Here is a 17,947-nt window from a genome sequence, read left to right as displayed (position 1 = left end):
GGAACCTGCTTAGTCACTTTTGCTCTCCTGCCACACGCCCTTGGACTTGAGGCCGTCGGCCACCTCCTTGGGCATGTAGTTCTCGTCGTGCTTGGCCAGCACGCTGTCGGCGACGAAGACGCCGTCCGGGCGAAACGTGCCTTCAGTGATGACGCCCTGCTCCTCGCGGAAAAGGTCGGGAAGAATGCCGGTGTAGGTGACCTTGACCTGCTTCTGGTTGTCGGTCACCGAAAAAGCGACGGTGGTCCCCTGACCGCGCTCGATCGTGCCTTTTTCGACGAGGCCGCCGAGCCTGATACGCTGCCCAGGCTGCAGGCTGGCGATGGTCAGATCGGCGGGCATGTAGAAGTAGGAGGCCTTCTGCCCAAGCGCGTAGAAGGTCAGGCCGGTGGCGGCACCGAGGAAGGCCAACCCTCCAGCGATCACCGACAGTCTTTTCTGCTTGCGCGTCATTTCTTACTCCGTCGCCGTCAGGCCAAGCGAGGCGGCAAGGGCGGTGAATTTCTTCGCTTCGTCACTATCGGAGCCAAAAACGGCGATACCGCGATTGAGCGCGTCGCGCGCCTGATCGGCCTTGCCCAGCACGACATAGGAACGAATAAGCTGCATCCATCCTTCCGCATCGCGCGGGTTCTGCCGCAGTTTTTCATCAAGCCCCACAACCATGGTGTTGATCATCGCTTCCCTATCCTGCGGCGACATCGACGAGGCGGCCTCGACATCCCCGGCGTTCGGGCCTTTTGCAGGCACTCCCGAAGCGACGCTGCGCCTGGCGGATTCGGCCAGTGCCTGCTCGACGGCGCCGCGCCAGGGCGAGTCCTGCGGCAAGGCCGCGAGCATTTTCTGCCAGCCGGCCGTCGCCTCCTCAATGCGGCCTTCCTGCGCCATGCCCATCGCGAGATAAAAGCTGGCCTTCGGATTTGCCGGATCGAGCTTCAGCGCCGCCTCGAAGGCGGCCTGAGCGTCGGCCGAGACAACGCCGCCCGCTTCGCTGGCGATGGCCTCGCCTAGGCCGGCCTGGCGGGCTGCGCTGTCGCCGTCGAGGCGAATGGCGTTGCGGTACGCCGTCACCGCGTCGGAGAACCGCTGCATGCGCAGATAGATTGGCGCCAGGACGTCCCAACCCCTGCCATCGGACGGGTTGGCGGCAAGGTGGGCCTCGGCGCGTGCCACCAGTTCGTCCACCGAACTGTCGGCGGGATTCTTGGCCAGCCGCTCGCTGAGCGGCTGCGACGGCAGATCGGGCGAGCCGAGTTGGCTGTACAAGCCCCAGCTGACCAGCGGAACCGCCAGGACCGCAGCCGTCGCAACCAGCCTGGTCGCCATCGACGGCTGCCGCGCCGCTGCTTTGTCGGCGGCATTGTCCAGGCGAAGGATGCGGCGGGCGATCTCCGCACGCGCCTCTTCGGCCTCCGCCGGCTGGATCAGGCCACGCGCCACGTCGCGGTCAAGCTCGGACAACTGGTCGCGATAGACTTCAAGGTCATGATCGCTGCTCGCCGAACCACCCTTCGGGCCACCGGCCAGCGGCAGCAGAACCGCCAGGCTTGCACCCAGCGTGAGAATGGCGGCTATGACCCAGAACAGCATGCTTCTTCCAATAACGGCAGAGCCCTGCCCTGCCAACACAGGCGTCCTGCGACGCTTTGACGGCAGATGCGTCGCATGTCCTTGATTGATGTCAACCGGACCTAAAGCGCGTCGCGTTCGACCGGCCGAAGCGACGCGCTTTAGATAGTTGTTTTCATGCATGTCGTCATCGCAAGACCGCTGCACATTTTGCGCGACTTCTTGTTTTTATGCATGTCGTTATCGCAAAACCGCCGCACACCCTCGGTCAGGCCCGAGGGCATACTTTTGCGCGACATGCACTATCCGGCCGGTCGTTACGTCAGCGGCGTCCAGCTGCCATCGGCGTTGCGGCAAGCGGTTCCGCGTGCGGTGGCGCCGGCAGCGCCGGTAAAGACCGTATGCGTGTATTGTCGGCAGTCCTGCGAGCCGACACGATAGGGCTGGGCGGGCACGACTTCACCGTAATACGCCGACCGATCGCTCTTCCACGTCACCTTTTGGCCGCTCGCCGTGTACTCGAGCGCCCTGTACTCCGACTCCAGCGCCTTGCGCTTCTCGGGATCGCTCAAGCCGGTGCCGATCGATCCGCTGACGAGGCCGCCGCCCATGGCGGAAATGACCGTCGTCGCGATCTTGCCGTCACTTGGCGGCGTTGCGGCCGGCTGCAGCGCCACCGTGGCGCCAGGGCTCCTGCCCAGCGTCGTGCAGCCGGAAACGGCCAGCAGTGCGGAAACGAGTGCGACGCGAATCTTCATGCCAACAACCGGTCTCTTGAGTTAAGCTGGGGGCCGCGCCATCGAGGAAGTCGGCGTGGCATAGTGTCGATGTTTGTCGGAAATTTGGCCGCGGCCGACGGCTCCGGGACCAGTCGACATGCCGCAATATCACGCACCGTCGATCAATGTCGACTGGCCCAGCAAAAAGCATAGGCCTAGTGAAGGCTCCGCAATCGAACCACCGCCTTCAACCCGCCCATGCTGGACCGTTCCAGAGCCAGAACGCCTCCGTATTCGTGGACGAGGTCGGCGACAATGGCAAGTCCAAGCCCGGTCCCCGGCTTTGTCTCGTCGAGACGCCGTCCGCGCTTCAGCGCCTCGCGTGCCTTGTCTTCTGGAATGCCCGGGCCGTCATCCTCGATGCTGATCTCGAACAGATTGACAGCACCCTCCTTGCCGGCGCCACTCTTCTTGCCGGAGCCAGTCTTCTTGCCGGAGATTGGCGCCACCGACACGGCGACCGAGCTCTTTGCCCATTTCATGGCGTTGTCGAGCAAATTGCCAAGCAATTCTTCCAGATCCTCGCGTTCGCCGGCAAAGACGATATCGACTGCCGGCAGCGAAAGTGAGAGAGCGGTCTGCGGGTTGAGTTTTTGCAGCACGCGCACCATGCGCTGGACCAGCGGCGCCACCGGCGTGCGGTAGACGACGCTGTCGCGTTGCGCCGCAACGCGGGCGCGCTGCAGGTAATGGTCAACCTGCTTCTGCATCGAGGCGGCCTGTTCGGCTATGAGCTGGCCCTTGGCGCCGCCGAGCGCCCGCCCCTCGTTGATCAGCACCGCCAGCGGCGTCTTCAGCGAATGGGCGAGGTTGCCGACCTGCGTCCGCGAGCGCTCGACGATACGCTTGTTGTTTTCGATCAACGCGTTGGTCTCGTCGGCGAGCGGCTCGATCTCGGCAGGGAAGCGACCGTCGAGCTTTTGCGCGGTTCCTTCGCGCACCATGGCAAGAGCGTCCCTGACCCGGCGCAACGGCTGCAGGCCCAGCAGGATCGCGATGGCGTTGATAGCGATCATGCCGACGCCGAACAGGGAAAGATAGGTCAGCAGGCGACGCTGAAAGGCGCTTATCTCCTGCTCGAGCTCGGTCTTGTTGCCCATGACGCGGAAGCGCGCTGCGCGATTTTTCGCGTCGAGAACGAATTCGCTCTCGAACACTTCCAATTCCTCGCCATCGATTCCTTCTGTCGCATAGCTGCGCTGGAAGCTGGCATTGAAAGGAACCTCGGCGACGCTTGGCGACAGGACCGCCTTGGTCATCGAGGAGGAGTGCAGCTCACCGCTCACGCCTTCCGACGCAGGCTCGACCGACCAGTACCAGCCGGAATTCGGCTCCGAGAACCGAAGGTCGCCCAGGTCGGGAGCGCCGGTCAGCGAACCGCCTTCGGACACGCCGACCGAGCCGATCAAATTGAACAGATGCGCCGACAGCAGGCTGTCGAAACCGCGCTCGCTCGCCTGGCGATAAAGGGTCGTGATCAGCGTGAAGATGACAATCAGGGTGAGTATCGCCCAGACCGTGGAAAAGGCGATCACCCGGAACGCCAGCGAACGCGGCCCGAACCGCAGTGAAAGCGGCGTCCTTGCAGTCTGTTTGAGCGGTTCCGCCTTACGCCTCCGGCTCACGCATTCGATAGCCCATGCCGCGAACGGTTTCTATCATGTCGATGCCCATCTTCTTGCGAAGCCGCCCGACAAAGACCTCGATTGTGTTGGAATCGCGGTCGAAATCCTGATCGTAAAGGTGCTCGACCAACTCGGTTCGGGACACGACCTCGCCCATATGGTGCATCAAATAGGCAAGCAGGCGAAATTCGTGCGACGTCAGCTTCAACGGCACGCCGTCGACATCGGCCTTGGAGGCTTTGGTGTCGAGCCGCAGCGGCCCGCAGGTCAACTCGGACGACGCATGGCCGGCCGCGCGCCGGATGAGCGCTCGGACCCTGGCCAGCACCTCTTCGATGTGGAACGGCTTGGTGACATAATCGTCGGCGCCGGCGTCGATGCCGGATACCTTGTCGCTCCAGCGATCGCGCGCCGTCAGAATCAGGACCGGCATCTTGCGGCCGCCGCGCCGCCAGCGTTCGACCACGCTGATGCCGTCCATCTGCGGCAAGCCGATGTCGAGAACCACGGCGTCATAGGGTTCGGTGTCGCCGAGGAAATGACCTTCCTCACCGTCGAAAGCCCGGTCGACAACATAGCCGGCATCGACCAGCGCGTCTGATATCTGCCGGTTCAGATCCTTATCATCTTCGACAACGAGTACGCGCATGCGGGGATCATACCTGTTGAAGAATCGGCCTGTTGAGGAGCTGGACGTCAGATATAGGCCGATTCCAGCGCCTGGGATACGCCAGGCATCAGTTCAGCGGAACGACGATCTCCGTGCGGCGTGGACGCTGCCCATCCTTGCCCGGAACCAGCACGACGATGACGCAGACCGGCTGGCCACCGCGCGTCGACTGCGACGCCTTGGCCAGCGTGCCGCCATTCTGCTCGGCGACCTGCTGACCGATCGCGTAGCAGTCGGAGGCAGCCAGGACGATCAGCCGGTTGTGCTCGGGCACGACGACCGGCAGCGCCGTCGCCTGCGACGCAAATAGACCGGCAGCGCAGAGCGCAAGTGTCGCGGTTGGGAAGTGGGAGCGAAGCGTTTTCATGATCAGCGTCCTAACGCATCGGTGCTGAACGTGATATGAACATCGAACGCCTGCAACACATGCCCTATCTCTCCCCCTGAAATGCGACACAACAAGCTTATGATTTCGCCGCCCCAACCCGGCAAATCCAAGCGCCAGTCTAGACTGTGTTGCAGCCATATTGAAAGCGCGTCAGGCGTTTTCTTCCGTCACGGCACGAAAGCGCAGCAGCCCGTGACAGGCTGAAAGATCCTCGTCGTAACGGACCTCGGTGAATTCGAGCCTGAGCTTGACGCGGTGATGCTCGTCGAGCGCGAGCGCCGCATCCTGGAGGCGGGCGCTGACCATGTCCATCACGTCGAGCATTTCTTTCTTGGCCTCGGATTTCGACCAGAAATGCAGAGTGAAAAGCTGCTCGGCGTCGTTCTCCCTGCCTGTTACCCAGTCATAGACGCTGGTCCGGCCGAACGTCACATAGGGAAACGGGATGTTTTCCGGAGCATCGTCGAATAGTTTTGCGCCGCCCAATGCCGCTGACAGGGAACCGTCAGCGTCCAGCGCTTGGAACAAGGCCTTCTGCAACGCGGCAGCCGGCGCGGTCATCGTCTTCTCCCTCGCCCGTCACGGCTAAACAGGCCTTTACGCCGTCAGCGATTCCTGCTTGCAGCGTAGCCGCATTGAAATTCTGGCGCCAGATCAGGGGACCCCAATGACGCGGCCTTTCGAGTCAGGGATGTCTTTACGGTTTGGTGACCAACCGTGCCTTTCTCATTTGGCATGCAAGGCGTTTAAAAACGGTGCTATGAAGAGGCTCGGTTTTCTCCGGACATTCGAGGTTATTTTCGTGCGCGAGCCATCGCTGCTGCCTGTCTTTGGAAAGCTTGGGATCAAGCCGCCAGCGGCCATTGCTGCGGCGCCGACCGTGTCGAAGAACATGGTGATCCGCATTCGGAAGCTTTTATCTTCACACGGGGCCCTGGCCTTGAAGCTGTCCGTCGTTGTGTGGACGGTCCTTGTACTGGCGGCAGTGTTCTTCATTACGCAGGCCTGACCAATCGACATCCATCGATCGGGGCAGAAACGAAAAAGGATGCCGGGATGGCAAACCGCTATGCACTGCGCATGGAGCATCCGCACAGCTGGACCGTCTTCGATGTCTTCACCGGCCAGCCCGTCGAGCTCAAGCGCCAGGTCATGGTTGGCATGAACACACGCGATGTGGACGCGATGGTCGATCGGCTGAACAGCCGAGACGTCAAGCGGCGGGCAAAGGCGGACGGCAAATCCTGAGCCTGCCTCAGGCGGCATTTGCGCCTAGGTTGGAATCTGGCGTATTGGCCCCGATAGCGCAGCCGCTCGGGATTTAGCGAAAATCGGCCGCGGTCAGCACATATATGCTCTTGCGAGTGCGGGCATAGGCATTTCTGGCGATTTCATGGATGGAACTGGAGGCGGTGTCGAACGCCGCCAGATAGGTGGCTTCAGCAGTTGGTGCCTCTGATGGTGCCTTCGAGATGGCATCAGTGGCGACAGAGAAGGAAATCTGGAACATGCCGTCATGGCCGACGAAGCGGATGCGTTTGCCCGCCTCGTCGTAGCTGCGGCTTCGATTGGGAAATGTCAGGCTCATGACTGGACCTCCGTTGATGCAACGTCTGCTTTCTTGACCGCCCGCGACGCCCGCTTTTTCTTGGGGGCGACGGGATTGAGGGCCTCCGCGGCGCGGTCGGCCTCTTCCTTGGCCAGCCGCAACGCCCGCAATCTTGCCGTCTTAATGGTCCTGGCCTTGGCCTCGGAAACATATTCGGCCGTTGCCTGGTTGCGTTCCGCGGTTTTCTTCTGCTTCTCCATGAAGCGCGCTTCAGCTTTTTCCATGATGTTCTGGCTAAATTCCGCCATCGATAAAATCTCCTTTTGACTGAGATTATGAAAGTGAATTTCCCATCTAAAATAGGAACTCGGAACAAAAAATTCAACTTCCGGATTATTTTGGATTGGTCGAAATTCTGAAAACGAAACAGCAAAATAATACTATTCAATAGTTTCCGACAGAGCATGAATATTTTTTGGCACTCCTATCAATCGAGTGCCAACGGGCCTATAGAAGGGTGCGGCCGCCTAAGCCGGCCCCAGAAAGAGTTCCCATGAAATTCCGGCCCCTCCACGATCGCGTCGTTATTCGGCGCGCCGAAAGCGACACCAAATCCAAGGGCGGCATCATCATTCCCGACAATGCCAAGGAAAAGCCGCAGGAAGGCGAAGTGATCGCCGTCGGGCCGGGCGCGCGTGACGAAAGCGGCGCGCTGATCGCGCTCGACGTCAAGGCCGGCGACCTCATCCTGTTTGGCAAATGGTCGGGAACCGAGGTCAAGATAGATGGCGAGGACCTTCTGATCATGAAGGAGGCCGACATCATGGGCATCATCGAGAAGACCATGGCTGCCAAGAAGGCCGCCTGATTGGAGCGCCGCGTGTCCTCTTGGACGCGCAAAGGACGCTCCAAGTTTTTGAATCTACGCATCGTGCTTTTCCGAAAATCGATTCCGATTTTCGAGCCGATGCTTCAGGCGGAACGCCGAAGTCTTTCTGGTTCCAAAGCGAACGGGCCTACTCCACACACAAACGGGATGAAAAATCATGTCTGCCAAGGAAATCAAATTCTCCACCGATGCGCGTGACCGCATGCTGCGCGGTGTCGAAATCCTCAACAACGCCGTCAAGGTGACGCTCGGCCCCAAGGGCCGCAACGTCGTCATCGACAAGGCCTATGGCGCACCGCGCATCACCAAGGACGGGGTGGCGGTAGCCAAGGAAATCGAGCTTTCCGACAAGTTCGAGAACATGGGCGCGCAGATGGTGCGCGAAGTGGCGTCGAAGACCAACGACCTTGCCGGCGACGGTACCACCACCGCCACGGTGCTTGCCGCTTCCATCTTGCGCGAGGGCGCCAAATTCGTTGCCGCCGGCATGAACCCGATGGACCTCAAGCGCGGCATCGACCTTGCCGTTACCGCTGTCGTCAAGGAAATCCAGGCACGCGCCAAGAAGGTCAAATCTTCCGGTGAAATCGCGCAAGTCGGCACCATTGCCGCCAATGGCGACACCACCGTCGGCGCCATGATCGCCAGGGCGATGGACAAGGTCGGCAATGACGGCGTCATCACCGTCGAGGAAGCCAAGACCGCCGACACCGAACTCGACGTCGTCGAGGGCATGCAGTTCGACCGTGGCTATCTCAGCCCCTATTTCGTCACCAATGCCGAGAAGATGCGCGCCGAGTTGGAGGACCCTTACGTCCTCATCCATGAAAAGAAGCTCGGCAATCTGCAGGCGATGCTGCCGATCCTCGAAGCCGTGGTGCAAAGCGGCAAGCCGCTGCTGATCATCTCCGAGGACGTCGAAGGCGAAGCGCTGGCGACGCTGGTCGTCAACAAATTGCGCGGCGGCCTCAAGGTTGCGGCCGTCAAGGCGCCGGGCTTCGGTGACCGCCGCAAGGCGATGCTGGAAGACATCGCGGTGCTCACCGCCGGCCAGATGATTTCGGAGGACCTCGGCATCAAGCTCGAAAACATTACCATCGACATGCTAGGCCGCGCCAAGCGCGTGCTGATCGAAAAGGACACAACGACGATCATCGACGGTGCAGGCGAGAAAGCCACCATCCAGGCGCGTGTCCAGCAGATCAAGGGGCAGATCGAGGAAACCACTTCCGACTACGACAAGGAGAAGCTGCAGGAGCGGCTGGCCAAGCTCGCCGGCGGCGTCGCGGTCATTCGCGTCGGTGGTGCGACCGAGTCCGAGGTCAAGGAAAAGAAGGACCGTATCGACGATGCGCTGAACGCCACGCGCGCGGCGGTGGAAGAAGGTATCGTTCCCGGCGGCGGTGTCGCGCTGCTGCGCGCCAAGGCCGTGCTGAACGGGCTGACCGGGGCCAATGCCGATGTTACGGCGGGCATTTCGATCGTGTCGAGAGCGCTCGAAGCGCCGATCCGCCAGATCGCCGAGAACTCCGGCGTCGAAGGTTCGATCGTTGTCGGCAGGCTCATGGACAGCAAGGATCACAACCAGGGCTTCGATGCCCAGAACGAGATCTATGTCGACATGATCAAGGCCGGCATCGTCGATCCCGCAAAGGTGGTGCGGACCGCGTTGCAGGATGCCGGGTCGATCGCGGCGCTGCTGATCACCGCGGAAGCCATGATCACCGACATTCCAGCAAAAGACGCTGCGCCTTCGGCCGGCATGGGCGGCTACTGACCACCCCCTCCCGTAAATAGGCCCTGCAAGGCCTGGCCCAGCAAGGCCGGGCGACCGATCCCAACATCAACCAGGAAGGAACTGTCCGTGGCCACACAAAGCAGCAAGCCATCTCTCGCGCGTCGATGGGAAGATTACCAGCCGGTCAAATCCACGCTCTTGTGGGCATGCGCTGGAACCTTCGTCGCCACGCTGATCATCGGTTTCAACTGGGGCGGCTGGGTGACCGGCGGCACCTCGCGCGCGCTGGCGGCCACCGCCGGCGATACGGCGCGCAGCGAACTGGCCTCGGCGGTCTGCGTCGATCGCTTCAATACGGCGCCCGACGCGGCCGCCAAACTTGTCGAGTTCAAGGCCATAACCGACAGCTACAAGAAGCGGCAGTTCATCGAGACGGGCGGCTGGGCGACCATGCCCGGAAAAACCTCGCCCGACAGGCTGGGTGCGCAAAGCTGCGCGGTCGCTCTCGCCACCTAACATCTTCGACCTCTCGGAGAGAACGTGCTCTTGACGAGAGCCTGAAAGACAGCCGCCGGGGCATCCCCCGGCGCGCAGCCGTCGGCAAGGAGATCGATCCATGATTACATTCGTCCCGAAGCCAAATGCTGTAGTAAAGACCAAAGTGGCCGAGGAAAGCCGCTTCGATCGCATTCGCAGACTCGCCGCCGACAAGCACAGGAAAGCCGATGCCGGCACGATCCGCCGCAACCCGCAGAAGGCAGGCGACAAGCGCCCCGTGTAACGCGCGCTCGCTGAACTACATCACGAGACCGGTGCTGCGCCACCCTCTTCCGTGCGCCGCGCAATGAATTCGTCGAGAACACCTGATGTGGCAGCGGCGCAAGCCGGCGGCCGAAAATCGGCCAGCAGCCGTTTCCAGATGCCGGTGGCGCGCTCCGTGGCGGTTCTTGACCCGGCCTGCGTCCAGTTGCCGAAATTCGACCAATCGGCGACCAGCGGTTCGTAGAAAGCGGTGCGGTAGCGCGCCATTGTGTGCCCGGCCGAAAAGAAATGCCCGCCCGGCTGCACTTCGGCGATAGCCTCGAAGCCGATCGCGGCCTCGTCGCCGGGCGTCGCCACGCAGAGTTCCGCGATGGTCTGCAGCGCCTCGATATCGGTGATCAGCTTCTCGAACGAGACGCTCAACCCGCCTTCGAGCCAGCCCGCAGCATGGATGCAGACCGTCGCGCCGGCGAGCACCGAGCCCCACAGCGCGAACTGCGTTTCGTGGGCTGCCTGCGCGTCCGAAATGTTGGCGGCACTGCCGCCGCCGGACCGCCAGGGAAGGCCGGTGAAGCGTGCAAGCTGACCGGCGCCGAGCGTCGCCTTGACGTGCTCCGGCGTGCCGAAGGCCGGCGCCCCGGACTTCATGTCGACATTTGAGGAAAAGGAGCCATAGACGACCGGCGCGCCCGGCCGCACGATCTGGGCCAGCGTCAGCCCGGCCAGCGCTTCGGCGTGCTGCAGCGTCAGCGCGCCGGCCACGGTGATCGGCGCCATGGCGCCGGCCAGGCAGAAGGGCGTGATGATCAGCACTTGCCCCGCCCTGGCAAAATCGATGATGCCTTGTGCCATCGGAACATCGAGCTGACGCGGCGAATTGGTGTTGATGACGGTGTAGCAATGAGCGCCCGAACGGAATTCGACCTCGGACAAGCCGCGCGCCAGCCGCAGCATCTCGAAGCCGTCCTCGACCTGCGGCGTGCCGCGCGCGAAGACGAACGGCAGCTTGTCCGACAGCGTCAGCTGCGCGCGGTTGACGGCATAATGGCGGAAGCGGTTGTCGACGTCCTGCGGCTCGATGCAAGGTCCCAGCATGTGCAGCACGTCGAAATGCTGCACCAGCCGGATGAGATCCTCGAAGGCGGCAAGCGTTCCCGGCCGCCGGCCGTGCTCTAGATCGGTGACGTTCGGCGCCCCGGATCCTGCCAGGAACGCCATCGAGCCGAGTTCGAGCGTCAGGTCGCGGGCACGGTCACCGGCATGGACGCGGATCGATTTCGGCGCCGAGGCCAGCGCGGCCGAGACGATGTCGCGGCCGATGCGCACCATCTGGCTGTCCTTGTCAACCAGCGCGCCGGCACGAGCAAGAATGGCGCGCGCCTCCGGCAGCAGCACCTTGGCGCCGAGTTGCTCGAGCACGCGCAGCGCCGTGTCGTGGATCGCGGCGACCTGGTCGGCCGAAAAGATCGGCTGCGGCAGGAACGGGTTCTTCAGCGAACGATAGTCCGGCCGGCGGCTGGTCTCGCTGCCGGCCTCGCCGGTTCGTCGCCGCCTGCGTTCGCGCCTGAGATTGCGTGCAGCGTCATCGACCATGGCGGATGCTCCTCATTGCCGTATTGCCCTGCCTTGCCGATCGTAGGGAGAAGCCGCGATGACGCGCGTCGGCCGCTCGGCCCAGTTCGCTGAGGCAGACAGGATACTTGCACTGTACATATGTGTCTAGTACGGTTGTATGCAGCTTGCCCTCATGCCTATTGTGCGGCCATGACCATGATTGCTCCGCAGGACGAGCCGGCGTCCGGCAACACCAAGGTGACGCGCCGGGACTGGATCGGTCTTGCACTCCAGACACTGATTTCAGACGGCGTCGCAAGCGTGCGCGTGCTGCCGCTCGGCCAGAAGCTCGGCGTTTCGCGCTCAAGCTTCTACTGGTATTTCGAGAGCCGTCAGGACCTGCTCGACCAGTTGCTTGCCCATTGGCGGGACACCAACACCAGGGCGATCGTCGAACGCGCGCAGCGGCCGGCCGAAAGCATCATCATGGGGGTCATGAACGTGTTCGAATGCTGGGCGGACGAGCGCCTGTTCGATCCCAGGCTCGACTTCGCCATCCGGGAATGGGCGCGGCGCTCCGACGACGTGCGCCGGGCCATCGACTTGGCCGACAATGACCGACTGGGCGCGATCCGTGACATGTATCGCCGGCATGGCTACGGCGAAGAGGATGCCTTCATCCGCGCCCGTGTGCTGTACTATATGCAGATCGGCTATTACGTGCTCGACCTCAAGGAACCGGTCGAGGCGAGGGTCAGTCATCTCGCCGCCTATCTGCGCAGTTTCACCGGCCAGGAGCCAAGCGATGCCGACGTGGCGCATTTCGTGCGCTTTATCGCCGCGCGGTAGGTGGATGCGAGGTGGCAGGCCCGACCCTGGTATCAACAAACTGTACCGCGAAAGCCCCCTCGCCCTTGTGAGTGAGGCCAAAATGGACAAATAGTCTGGTAGAGTGCCGACCTGAAATTGCCCGCAAGCAGTTTCTCAGTGGAAGGCGCAGTCGCAGCCGGATCTTGGAATGGCCAGTCCTTTGAAATCACGCAGGAGAAGGGGTCCGATTGCCGCAAGACTGCTGGCGGCGGATGCGTGGTTCGATTCCTCGCTCTACGAGATCGGCTTCAAGGCGCGCCGGTTCTGGGAAGCGGCCACCATTTTTTTCCGGCGCTTCGGCGTCTCCGGCTGGCGCCGCGGCATCATCGAACTCTTGAGCGAAGGTTTCACCCTCGGCGCCGGCGGCATCGTCGTCATGCTGGCGCTCGCGTTGCCGGCCTTCCAGGAAACCGCCGGCGACTGGCGCGCCCAGGGCGATTTCGCCATCACCTTCCTCGACCGCTACGGCAATGAGATCGGCCAGCGCGGCATCATCCAGCGCGATTCGGTGCCGGTCGACGAGATGCCCGACCAGGTCATCAAGGCGGTGCTGGCCACCGAGGATCGGCGTTTCTTCGATCACTACGGCATCGACGCGCTCGGCCTTTCGCGCGCGATCTTCGCGAATGTGCGGGCGAATTCCGTGGTGCAGGGCGGCTCGAGCATCACCCAGCAGTTGGCCAAGAACCTGTTCCTGACCAATGAACGGACGTTGGAGCGCAAGGTCAAGGAAGCCTTCCTGGCGCTGTGGCTCGAGGCCAATCTGTCGAAGAAGGAGATCCTGCAGCTCTATCTCGACCGCGTCTATATGGGCGGCGGCACGTTCGGCATCGAAGCGGCCGCCGATTTCTATTTCGGCAAAAGCGTCAAGGATGTGAACCTCGCCGAAGCGGCGATGCTGGCCGGCCTGTTCAAGGCACCGACCAAATACGCGCCGCACATCAACCTGCCTGCTGCCAGGGCGCGGGCCAATGTGGTGCTGTCAAATCTCGTCGAAGGCGGCTTCATGAGCGAGGGTCAGGTGCTGCAGGCGCGGCTGCATCCGGCTGAAATCGTCGACCGCGGCGAGCAGAAGAGCCCGGATTACTACCTCGACTGGGCATTCGAAGAGGTCAAGAAGATCGCGGCGAAGTCCGGCCAGCATTCGCTGGTCGCCCACACCACTTTCGACGCCAACATCCAGAAGGCGGCGGAAGAATCGATGGAGTTCCATCTTCGCCAGTTCGGCAAGGAATACAACGTCACCGAAGGCGCCATGGTCGTCATCGAAACCAATGGCGCAGTCAGGGCGATCGTCGGCGGCCGCGACTACGGCGCCAGCCAGTTCAACCGCGCCACCAAGGCGCTGCGCCAGAGCGGCTCATCGTTTAAACCCTACGTATACGCAACGGCGATGGAGCACGGCTTCACGTCGGACTCCGTCGTTTCCGGCGCGCCGATCTCCTGGGGTGCCTGGTCGCCGCACAATTACAATGACGGACGGGCCGGCAAGGTCACGCTGATCACGGCGATGGCGAAATCGGTCAACACCGTGCCGGTGCGGCTTGCCAAGAATCATCTCGGCATCAAGCCGATCAAGGCGATGGCGGAAGCCATGGGCGTCGAATCGCCGCTCGAATCGCACAAGACGATGGTGCTCGGCACATCGGGCATGACCGTGATGGACCAGGCGACAGGCTATAGCGTGTTCGCCCAGAACGGCTTTGTCGGCTCCCGGCATGGCGTCACCCAGCTCGTCACCCGTACCGGCGAGGTGGTTTACGATTTCGCCAAGGATGCGCCGCCGCCGCGCCGTGTGCTCTCGGAGCAGGCGCTGAAATCTATGAACACCATGCTGGCGGCGGTGCCGGTGATGGGCACGGCGCGGCGCGCTGCCCTTCCCAATATCGTTTCGGCCGGCAAGACCGGCACTACGCAGTCTTACCGCGACGCCTGGTATGTCGGCTTTACAGGCAACTACACGGCTGCCGTGTGGCTCGGCAATGACGACTTCACCCCAACCAACAACATGACCGGCGGCTCGCTGCCGGCGATGGTTTGGCAGCGGCTGATGGTCTATGCACACCAGAATATCGACCTCAAGCCGATCCCCGGCCTCGATCATCCCTTCGTCGACGAAGAGATCGCCGCCAAGGCCGAGGAAGCGGAAAAGAAGAATGCCGAGCAGGCAGCGGCCGACTCCGCCGCCGAGCGGCCGCCGGTGCTGTCCAGCCAGACGACGCGGGCGCTCAGAGACATCACAAGGCTGTTCCAGTCGGCGCCCGTCCTCCAGGCGCCTGCGACACCGGAGACCCTGTCGGCGCTTTGATGCCGGCACGACGGGCCAGGCCATCCCTCGCGCCGCAATTCCACCGCTTGCCATGGCCCCCTGCCCCGCGATATCCCCGAGCGGCACTCCTCTTGCCCGCGGCTCTTCATGCTCAAGAACGCATTCCTGACGCTCCTCGCGCTTGCCATAGCCATCGGCGGCGGCGGCGGCAGCGTCTGGTACGCTCTCAAGACGCAGGATGGCATTGGCGCGATCAGGATCGGCCAATGGACGGCGTTTCCCGATATCGGCACGCAGGCGGCGGATCCTTATTCGAAAGCCCGCGTGGCGCGCGAGGGTGTCCTTGCACTCGGGCAGGCAGAAGGCCTGTCGTTTGTCGCCGAACGTGATTCCGGTGGCGAACAATTGAAACGCCAATGCGCCTATGAAATCGAAGGCGGATTTCCCACAGCCCGGTTCTGGACCCTCTATGCCGCCGATCGGTCGCTCGGCGTGGTCGATACCGGCAAGCCAAGGCTTGCGGCACTTCAGTCCTACCAGGTGCTGCGCCAGCCCGACAATTCCGTGCTTATTTCCGTCAGCAACCGCCCCGCGCCGGGCAACTGGCTGCTTTCCGACGGCTTCGGCCGAATGTATCTCGTGCTGACATTCTACGACACGCCGATCGCCAGCAGCACGGGCCTTTCGGATGTCACGCTGCCGCAGATCGTGAAGGTCGGCTGCAATGCGTAGGCTGCCGCACGCGATCTTGCTCGGCCTGCTTGGCGCCGGCATCGTACACATCATCGTGCTGCTGCTCGTCCCGGAATTTTCCGAACGTAATGCCTGGTCGCGGCTGGCCATGGCCTCCAACCTTTATCGGATGACCAGGCTGGACGCTGAGGCCGGCGGTACGCCAGTGGTGAAATCCGTCGATCCGCTGTTTTATGCTGCGGCTTGCCGCTTCGATCTGTCCGATGGGATGGTTCGGGTGAAGGCACCGGGAAACGTCCCGTTCTGGTCCGTATCGGTCTATGACCGCAGCGGCCATAATATTTACTCCTTCAACGACCACAGCGCGACCGGAAGGGTGCTGGACAGTATCGTACTGACACCGGCGCAGATGATCGAGATCCGCAAGGATCTGCCGGAAGAATTGCAAGGGGCAATCTTCGTCGAAGCGCCCATCGACGAAGGCATGCTCGTCATCCGCTCCTTCGTGCCCGACGACAGCTGGAAGCCGACCGTGTCGCGGTTTCTCGAGCAGAGTTCCTGCGAGGTGCAGGACTACTGACGTCAACCGAAATATGCCGCCGGTTCCGGCCCATGGCTTTGCGAGCCGAACAGGGCTGCGGCGCTCGTTCAAGAGGATAGAGCATCCTTTGCGCGTGGCGCTTTCATTACATGTCGCGCAAGCCGCGACGCGCTTTAATGATGCGGAACAGGCAACGTCCCCGACGTCCCCGGCATCGTCCTTGACGAACCCGGCTTGTCCGGACCGGCGCCTGGCCGCGTCTCGCCCGTCAGTGGCGGTTGCTCGTAGCGGACGCCGGGGAAAATGATCACCGCCGCCGGCGTTCCGGTGTTTCGTTCTGCTCGATTGGTTGCCGCCGTTCGCGGCACGAAAGACAGTACCATTCCCATGGTTCGTGCATTCCTCTCGGTTGCCCCGGAGCACAACGCAACGCCTCCAATCTGATTAAGGAGCCACTAGGTTAACGGAACGCTAACGGATCGCCGCTAATTTGAACTTTGTGCTGAGGTCAGGAAGTCCTGACCCGAGGTAAATGCGAAACCGACACAGCCCCGGTCGAGCATGATCCAGATTGTGTTGAGTGTCAGGCGTATCCTTCGTGTCATCTGCGGATTTCAGGCAAATCGCTATACGGGCTGAATCGGGAAAGGCCGAAAGGCTGTTCCGCGCCACGGTGTCGGCGTTCTGTTCGCTCACCCGCCCTTCGCGCCGGGAGATCGCGCAACTTGAGGACCTGACGCTTCCGCTTTTCGCCGATGTGTCGGTCGAATCGCGCCGCTACGTCGCCGCCGCCCTTTCCGAATGCGAATATGCGCCTGCTGCGCTGGTCCGGCGGCTTTGCGAGGAGCCGGTCGACGTTGCCGCGCCGCTGCTCATCCGCTCGCGCGCGCTCAGCGATATCGACCTCATCGCGCTGATCGGACGCCATGGCCTGCCGCATGCGCGCGCCATTGCGCGCCGCAAGGATCTGAACCCGACCATCGCCCATCTGATCAGGGCGCTTGAAAAGCCGACGCTGGTGAGCGTGCGGCAGCCGGAGGCGAACGCCAAGACGCTGCCCGAAAGCGCCGAGGTCGTCGCCGACAGCCAGCAGGTGCCCAGCGCCGGCGCCGAGAATGCACGGCGCCGGCTGCGGTCGATGATGCGTGATGCCGAGAGCGGCGGCGCGACCATCAATCCGTTCGCCGGCGCTAACACCTATGTCAAACTGCGCGAGACGGCGCTGACCGGCAATGCCGCATTCTTCCAGACAGCGCTGGCCGACGCGCTCGAGATCGATTTTTCAACGGCGCGGTCGCTCACCGCGAACCAGAACTACATGTCGCTGCTGGCCGCCCTGCGCGCGCTCGATCTCGGCGAAGAGAGGGCGTTCCTGATCACCGCCGCCGTCTATCCCGCAGAGTTTTCGCATCCGCAGGGCATCCGCATCTTCCTCGACCGCTACCGGCTGCTGCATCGCGACGCCGCGCTGGACAGGCTAGGCGGCTGGAAAGCCGAGACACTGTCGATGGCTATTCGCAATACCGGACCGATCGCGGCAAACGCCGACGTCCGCAAAGCGGACAGCGACAATACTGCCGCCAGCCCCAGGCGCGTCGCGTCTGAAAAGAAATTCAAGCGAACGCTCTAAGCCTTTGTCTTTCATGCATATCGCTATTGCGACTTGACGGAAATAAGTTTCTCGACGGGAACAGAGCCGGCCTCGATCTCGACCACCCAGATGTCGGGATCGAATTTCTTCTCCCTTTCCAGTCGCGCGTCAAAGACGGCGGCATCGTCGCCGGCACCGAGCAGACTGAAGAAACGATCGTCGGGTTTGGCTGAATCGTAGCTCGTCTGCGGCGCCGGTCCAAACAAAGCAATCTCGCCCATGCGGCCTCGCGCCAGCACGAAGACGGCGCCGGCCTCGGTTGCGCCGCGCTTGACCACGGCGGCAAAGCCGCCGGCGCCGAAAACCCGGCGCAACAGGGCCGACACCCACAGATCGGTGGTTACGCGCATGGCAGGATTCTGAACGACATTGGAGGGTACTTAGAGCGCTTTGCGTTTGG

At 62.5% G+C, this 17,947-nt stretch carries 22 protein-coding genes; 11 read left to right on the top strand and 11 right to left on the bottom strand.

The annotated features are described in order from the left end of the window. Positions 1–9: 9 nt before the first annotated feature. The 7 genes from ccmE to NMG70_RS06025 form a co-directional block, all read right to left on the bottom strand. Positions 10–453: a cytochrome c maturation protein CcmE gene (gene ccmE / locus NMG70_RS06055; RefSeq protein WP_254023689.1), complete on the bottom strand. Its 444-nt coding sequence runs from the start codon at positions 451–453 to the stop codon at positions 10–12. Between the two features lie 3 nt (positions 454–456). Continuing rightward, positions 457–1,590 (bottom strand): c-type cytochrome biogenesis protein CcmI, encoded by a 1,134-nt coding sequence (gene ccmI, locus NMG70_RS06050; RefSeq protein WP_254023688.1) that lies wholly within the window; start codon positions 1,588–1,590, stop codon positions 457–459. Between the two features lie 296 nt (positions 1,591–1,886). Next, positions 1,887–2,327 carry an RT0821/Lpp0805 family surface protein gene (locus tag NMG70_RS06045; RefSeq protein WP_254023687.1) on the bottom strand — a complete coding sequence of 147 codons (441 nt, stop codon included), beginning with the start codon at positions 2,325–2,327 and terminating at the stop codon, positions 1,887–1,889. A gap of 176 nt (positions 2,328–2,503) precedes the next feature. Beyond that, on the bottom strand, positions 2,504–3,973 hold the full coding sequence (locus NMG70_RS06040; protein WP_301555129.1) for an ATP-binding protein: 1,470 nt from the start codon (positions 3,971–3,973) through the stop codon (positions 2,504–2,506). Continuing rightward, positions 3,957–4,622, bottom strand: coding sequence for a response regulator transcription factor (locus NMG70_RS06035; RefSeq protein WP_023800820.1), 666 nt, complete (start codon positions 4,620–4,622; stop codon positions 3,957–3,959). The genes NMG70_RS06040 and NMG70_RS06035 overlap by 17 nt, the downstream gene beginning before the upstream one ends. 88 nt (positions 4,623–4,710) lie before the next feature. After that, positions 4,711–5,010, bottom strand: a complete 300-nt coding sequence (locus NMG70_RS06030; protein WP_254023686.1) for a hypothetical protein — start codon at positions 5,008–5,010, stop codon at positions 4,711–4,713. Between the two features lie 171 nt (positions 5,011–5,181). After that, the gene (locus NMG70_RS06025) at positions 5,182–5,592 is read right to left on the bottom strand and encodes a DUF3168 domain-containing protein (protein WP_254023685.1); all 411 of its coding nucleotides are present in this window, start codon (positions 5,590–5,592) and stop codon (positions 5,182–5,184) included. A gap of 106 nt (positions 5,593–5,698) precedes the next feature. Here NMG70_RS06025 and NMG70_RS06020 point away from each other — a divergent pair, with 106 nt between their 5' ends. Further along, a complete protein-coding gene (locus NMG70_RS06020) occupies positions 5,699–6,040 on the top strand; it encodes a hypothetical protein (protein ID WP_254023684.1) in 342 nt (113 codons plus the stop codon). A gap of 47 nt (positions 6,041–6,087) precedes the next feature. Beyond that, entirely contained in the window at positions 6,088–6,279 is a 192-nt protein-coding gene (locus NMG70_RS06015; protein ID WP_254023683.1) for a hypothetical protein, read from the top strand. Between the two features lie 73 nt (positions 6,280–6,352). Here NMG70_RS06015 and NMG70_RS06010 read toward each other — a convergent pair whose 3' ends face one another. Continuing rightward, the gene (locus NMG70_RS06010) at positions 6,353–6,619 is read right to left on the bottom strand and encodes a DUF1488 family protein (RefSeq protein WP_077381973.1); all 267 of its coding nucleotides are present in this window, start codon (positions 6,617–6,619) and stop codon (positions 6,353–6,355) included. After that, positions 6,616–6,888, bottom strand: coding sequence for a hypothetical protein (locus tag NMG70_RS06005; RefSeq protein WP_254023682.1), 273 nt, complete (start codon positions 6,886–6,888; stop codon positions 6,616–6,618). The genes NMG70_RS06010 and NMG70_RS06005 overlap by 4 nt, the downstream gene beginning before the upstream one ends. A 245-nt stretch (positions 6,889–7,133) precedes the next feature. On the opposite strand from NMG70_RS06005, the gene NMG70_RS06000 reads away from it, so the two are divergent. The 4 genes from NMG70_RS06000 (at position 7,134) to NMG70_RS05985 (ending at position 9,988) form a co-directional block, all read left to right on the top strand. Then, complete coding sequence (locus NMG70_RS06000; protein WP_254023681.1) at positions 7,134–7,448, top strand: co-chaperone GroES; 315 nt, start codon at positions 7,134–7,136, stop codon at positions 7,446–7,448. A gap of 178 nt (positions 7,449–7,626) precedes the next feature. Further along, entirely contained in the window at positions 7,627–9,246 is a 1,620-nt protein-coding gene (gene groL / locus NMG70_RS05995) for a chaperonin GroEL (protein WP_254023680.1), read from the top strand. Between the two features lie 87 nt (positions 9,247–9,333). Beyond that, a complete protein-coding gene (locus NMG70_RS05990; RefSeq protein ID WP_254023679.1) occupies positions 9,334–9,723 on the top strand; it encodes a hypothetical protein in 390 nt (129 codons plus the stop codon). Between the two features lie 100 nt (positions 9,724–9,823). After that, positions 9,824–9,988 (top strand): hypothetical protein, encoded by a 165-nt coding sequence (locus tag NMG70_RS05985; RefSeq protein ID WP_254023678.1) that lies wholly within the window; start codon positions 9,824–9,826, stop codon positions 9,986–9,988. A gap of 20 nt (positions 9,989–10,008) precedes the next feature. On the opposite strand, the gene NMG70_RS05980 is transcribed toward NMG70_RS05985, so the two are convergent. Continuing rightward, positions 10,009–11,562, bottom strand: a complete 1,554-nt coding sequence (locus NMG70_RS05980) for a trimethylamine methyltransferase family protein (protein WP_254023677.1) — start codon at positions 11,560–11,562, stop codon at positions 10,009–10,011. Positions 11,563–11,733: 171 nt separating this feature from the next. On the opposite strand from NMG70_RS05980, the gene NMG70_RS05975 reads away from it, so the two are divergent. The 5 genes from NMG70_RS05975 to NMG70_RS05955 all read left to right on the top strand — a co-directional run bounded on the left by NMG70_RS05975 (position 11,734) and on the right by NMG70_RS05955 (position 17,526). After that, positions 11,734–12,372 carry a TetR/AcrR family transcriptional regulator gene (locus tag NMG70_RS05975; RefSeq protein ID WP_254023676.1) on the top strand — a complete coding sequence of 213 codons (639 nt, stop codon included), beginning with the start codon at positions 11,734–11,736 and terminating at the stop codon, positions 12,370–12,372. A 169-nt stretch (positions 12,373–12,541) separates the two neighbouring features. After that, the gene (locus NMG70_RS05970) at positions 12,542–14,701 is read left to right on the top strand and encodes a transglycosylase domain-containing protein (protein WP_254023675.1); all 2,160 of its coding nucleotides are present in this window, start codon (positions 12,542–12,544) and stop codon (positions 14,699–14,701) included. 108 nt (positions 14,702–14,809) lie between these two features. Continuing rightward, the gene (locus NMG70_RS05965; RefSeq protein WP_254023674.1) at positions 14,810–15,394 is read left to right on the top strand and encodes a DUF1214 domain-containing protein; all 585 of its coding nucleotides are present in this window, start codon (positions 14,810–14,812) and stop codon (positions 15,392–15,394) included. Beyond that, positions 15,387–15,935 (top strand): DUF1254 domain-containing protein, encoded by a 549-nt coding sequence (locus NMG70_RS05960; RefSeq protein ID WP_254023673.1) that lies wholly within the window; start codon positions 15,387–15,389, stop codon positions 15,933–15,935. Before NMG70_RS05965 ends, NMG70_RS05960 begins: the two co-directional genes overlap by 8 nt. Before the next feature lie 559 nt (positions 15,936–16,494). Continuing rightward, positions 16,495–17,526 carry a hypothetical protein gene (locus NMG70_RS05955; protein ID WP_254023672.1) on the top strand — a complete coding sequence of 344 codons (1,032 nt, stop codon included), beginning with the start codon at positions 16,495–16,497 and terminating at the stop codon, positions 17,524–17,526. A 23-nt stretch (positions 17,527–17,549) separates the two neighbouring features. On the opposite strand, the gene NMG70_RS05950 is transcribed toward NMG70_RS05955, so the two are convergent. Further along, complete coding sequence (locus tag NMG70_RS05950; protein ID WP_254023671.1) at positions 17,550–17,897, bottom strand: DUF1491 family protein; 348 nt, start codon at positions 17,895–17,897, stop codon at positions 17,550–17,552. Positions 17,898–17,947 lie beyond the last annotated feature (50 nt).

The organism is Mesorhizobium ventifaucium (genome assembly GCF_935822925.1).
Lineage (GTDB): Bacteria > Pseudomonadota > Alphaproteobacteria > Rhizobiales > Rhizobiaceae > Mesorhizobium > Mesorhizobium ventifaucium.
The sequence above is the reverse complement of the archived record's forward strand: the minus strand, read 5'-3'. Positions and strand labels throughout refer to the sequence as shown.

What these genes read in the sequence shown, in the direction of transcription:
- NMG70_RS06045 (WP_254023687.1), bottom strand. Translation starts at nt 2,327, where the DNA reads ATGAAGATTCGCGTCGCACTCGTTTCCGCACTGCTGGCCGTTTCCGGC.
- NMG70_RS05960 (WP_254023673.1), top strand. Translation starts at nt 15,387, where the DNA reads ATGCGTAGGCTGCCGCACGCGATCTTGCTCGGCCTGCTTGGCGCCGGC.
- NMG70_RS06020 (WP_254023684.1), top strand. Translation starts at nt 5,699, where the DNA reads ATGACGCGGCCTTTCGAGTCAGGGATGTCTTTACGGTTTGGTGACCAA.
- groL (WP_254023680.1), top strand. Translation starts at nt 7,627, where the DNA reads ATGTCTGCCAAGGAAATCAAATTCTCCACCGATGCGCGTGACCGCATG.
- NMG70_RS06015 (WP_254023683.1), top strand. Translation starts at nt 6,088, where the DNA reads ATGGCAAACCGCTATGCACTGCGCATGGAGCATCCGCACAGCTGGACC.
- NMG70_RS05985 (WP_254023678.1), top strand. Translation starts at nt 9,824, where the DNA reads ATGATTACATTCGTCCCGAAGCCAAATGCTGTAGTAAAGACCAAAGTG.
- ccmI (WP_254023688.1), bottom strand. Translation starts at nt 1,590, where the DNA reads ATGCTGTTCTGGGTCATAGCCGCCATTCTCACGCTGGGTGCAAGCCTG.
- NMG70_RS05965 (WP_254023674.1), top strand. Translation starts at nt 14,810, where the DNA reads ATGCTCAAGAACGCATTCCTGACGCTCCTCGCGCTTGCCATAGCCATC.
- NMG70_RS05950 (WP_254023671.1), bottom strand. Translation starts at nt 17,897, where the DNA reads ATGCGCGTAACCACCGATCTGTGGGTGTCGGCCCTGTTGCGCCGGGTT.
- NMG70_RS06005 (WP_254023682.1), bottom strand. Translation starts at nt 6,888, where the DNA reads ATGGCGGAATTTAGCCAGAACATCATGGAAAAAGCTGAAGCGCGCTTC.
- NMG70_RS06025 (WP_254023685.1), bottom strand. Translation starts at nt 5,592, where the DNA reads ATGACCGCGCCGGCTGCCGCGTTGCAGAAGGCCTTGTTCCAAGCGCTG.
- NMG70_RS05970 (WP_254023675.1), top strand. Translation starts at nt 12,542, where the DNA reads ATGGCCAGTCCTTTGAAATCACGCAGGAGAAGGGGTCCGATTGCCGCA.
- NMG70_RS05980 (WP_254023677.1), bottom strand. Translation starts at nt 11,562, where the DNA reads ATGGTCGATGACGCTGCACGCAATCTCAGGCGCGAACGCAGGCGGCGA.
- NMG70_RS06000 (WP_254023681.1), top strand. Translation starts at nt 7,134, where the DNA reads ATGAAATTCCGGCCCCTCCACGATCGCGTCGTTATTCGGCGCGCCGAA.
- ccmE (WP_254023689.1), bottom strand. Translation starts at nt 453, where the DNA reads ATGACGCGCAAGCAGAAAAGACTGTCGGTGATCGCTGGAGGGTTGGCC.
- NMG70_RS06030 (WP_254023686.1), bottom strand. Translation starts at nt 5,010, where the DNA reads ATGAAAACGCTTCGCTCCCACTTCCCAACCGCGACACTTGCGCTCTGC.
- NMG70_RS06010 (WP_077381973.1), bottom strand. Translation starts at nt 6,619, where the DNA reads ATGAGCCTGACATTTCCCAATCGAAGCCGCAGCTACGACGAGGCGGGC.
- NMG70_RS06035 (WP_023800820.1), bottom strand. Translation starts at nt 4,622, where the DNA reads ATGCGCGTACTCGTTGTCGAAGATGATAAGGATCTGAACCGGCAGATA.
- NMG70_RS05975 (WP_254023676.1), top strand. Translation starts at nt 11,734, where the DNA reads ATGACCATGATTGCTCCGCAGGACGAGCCGGCGTCCGGCAACACCAAG.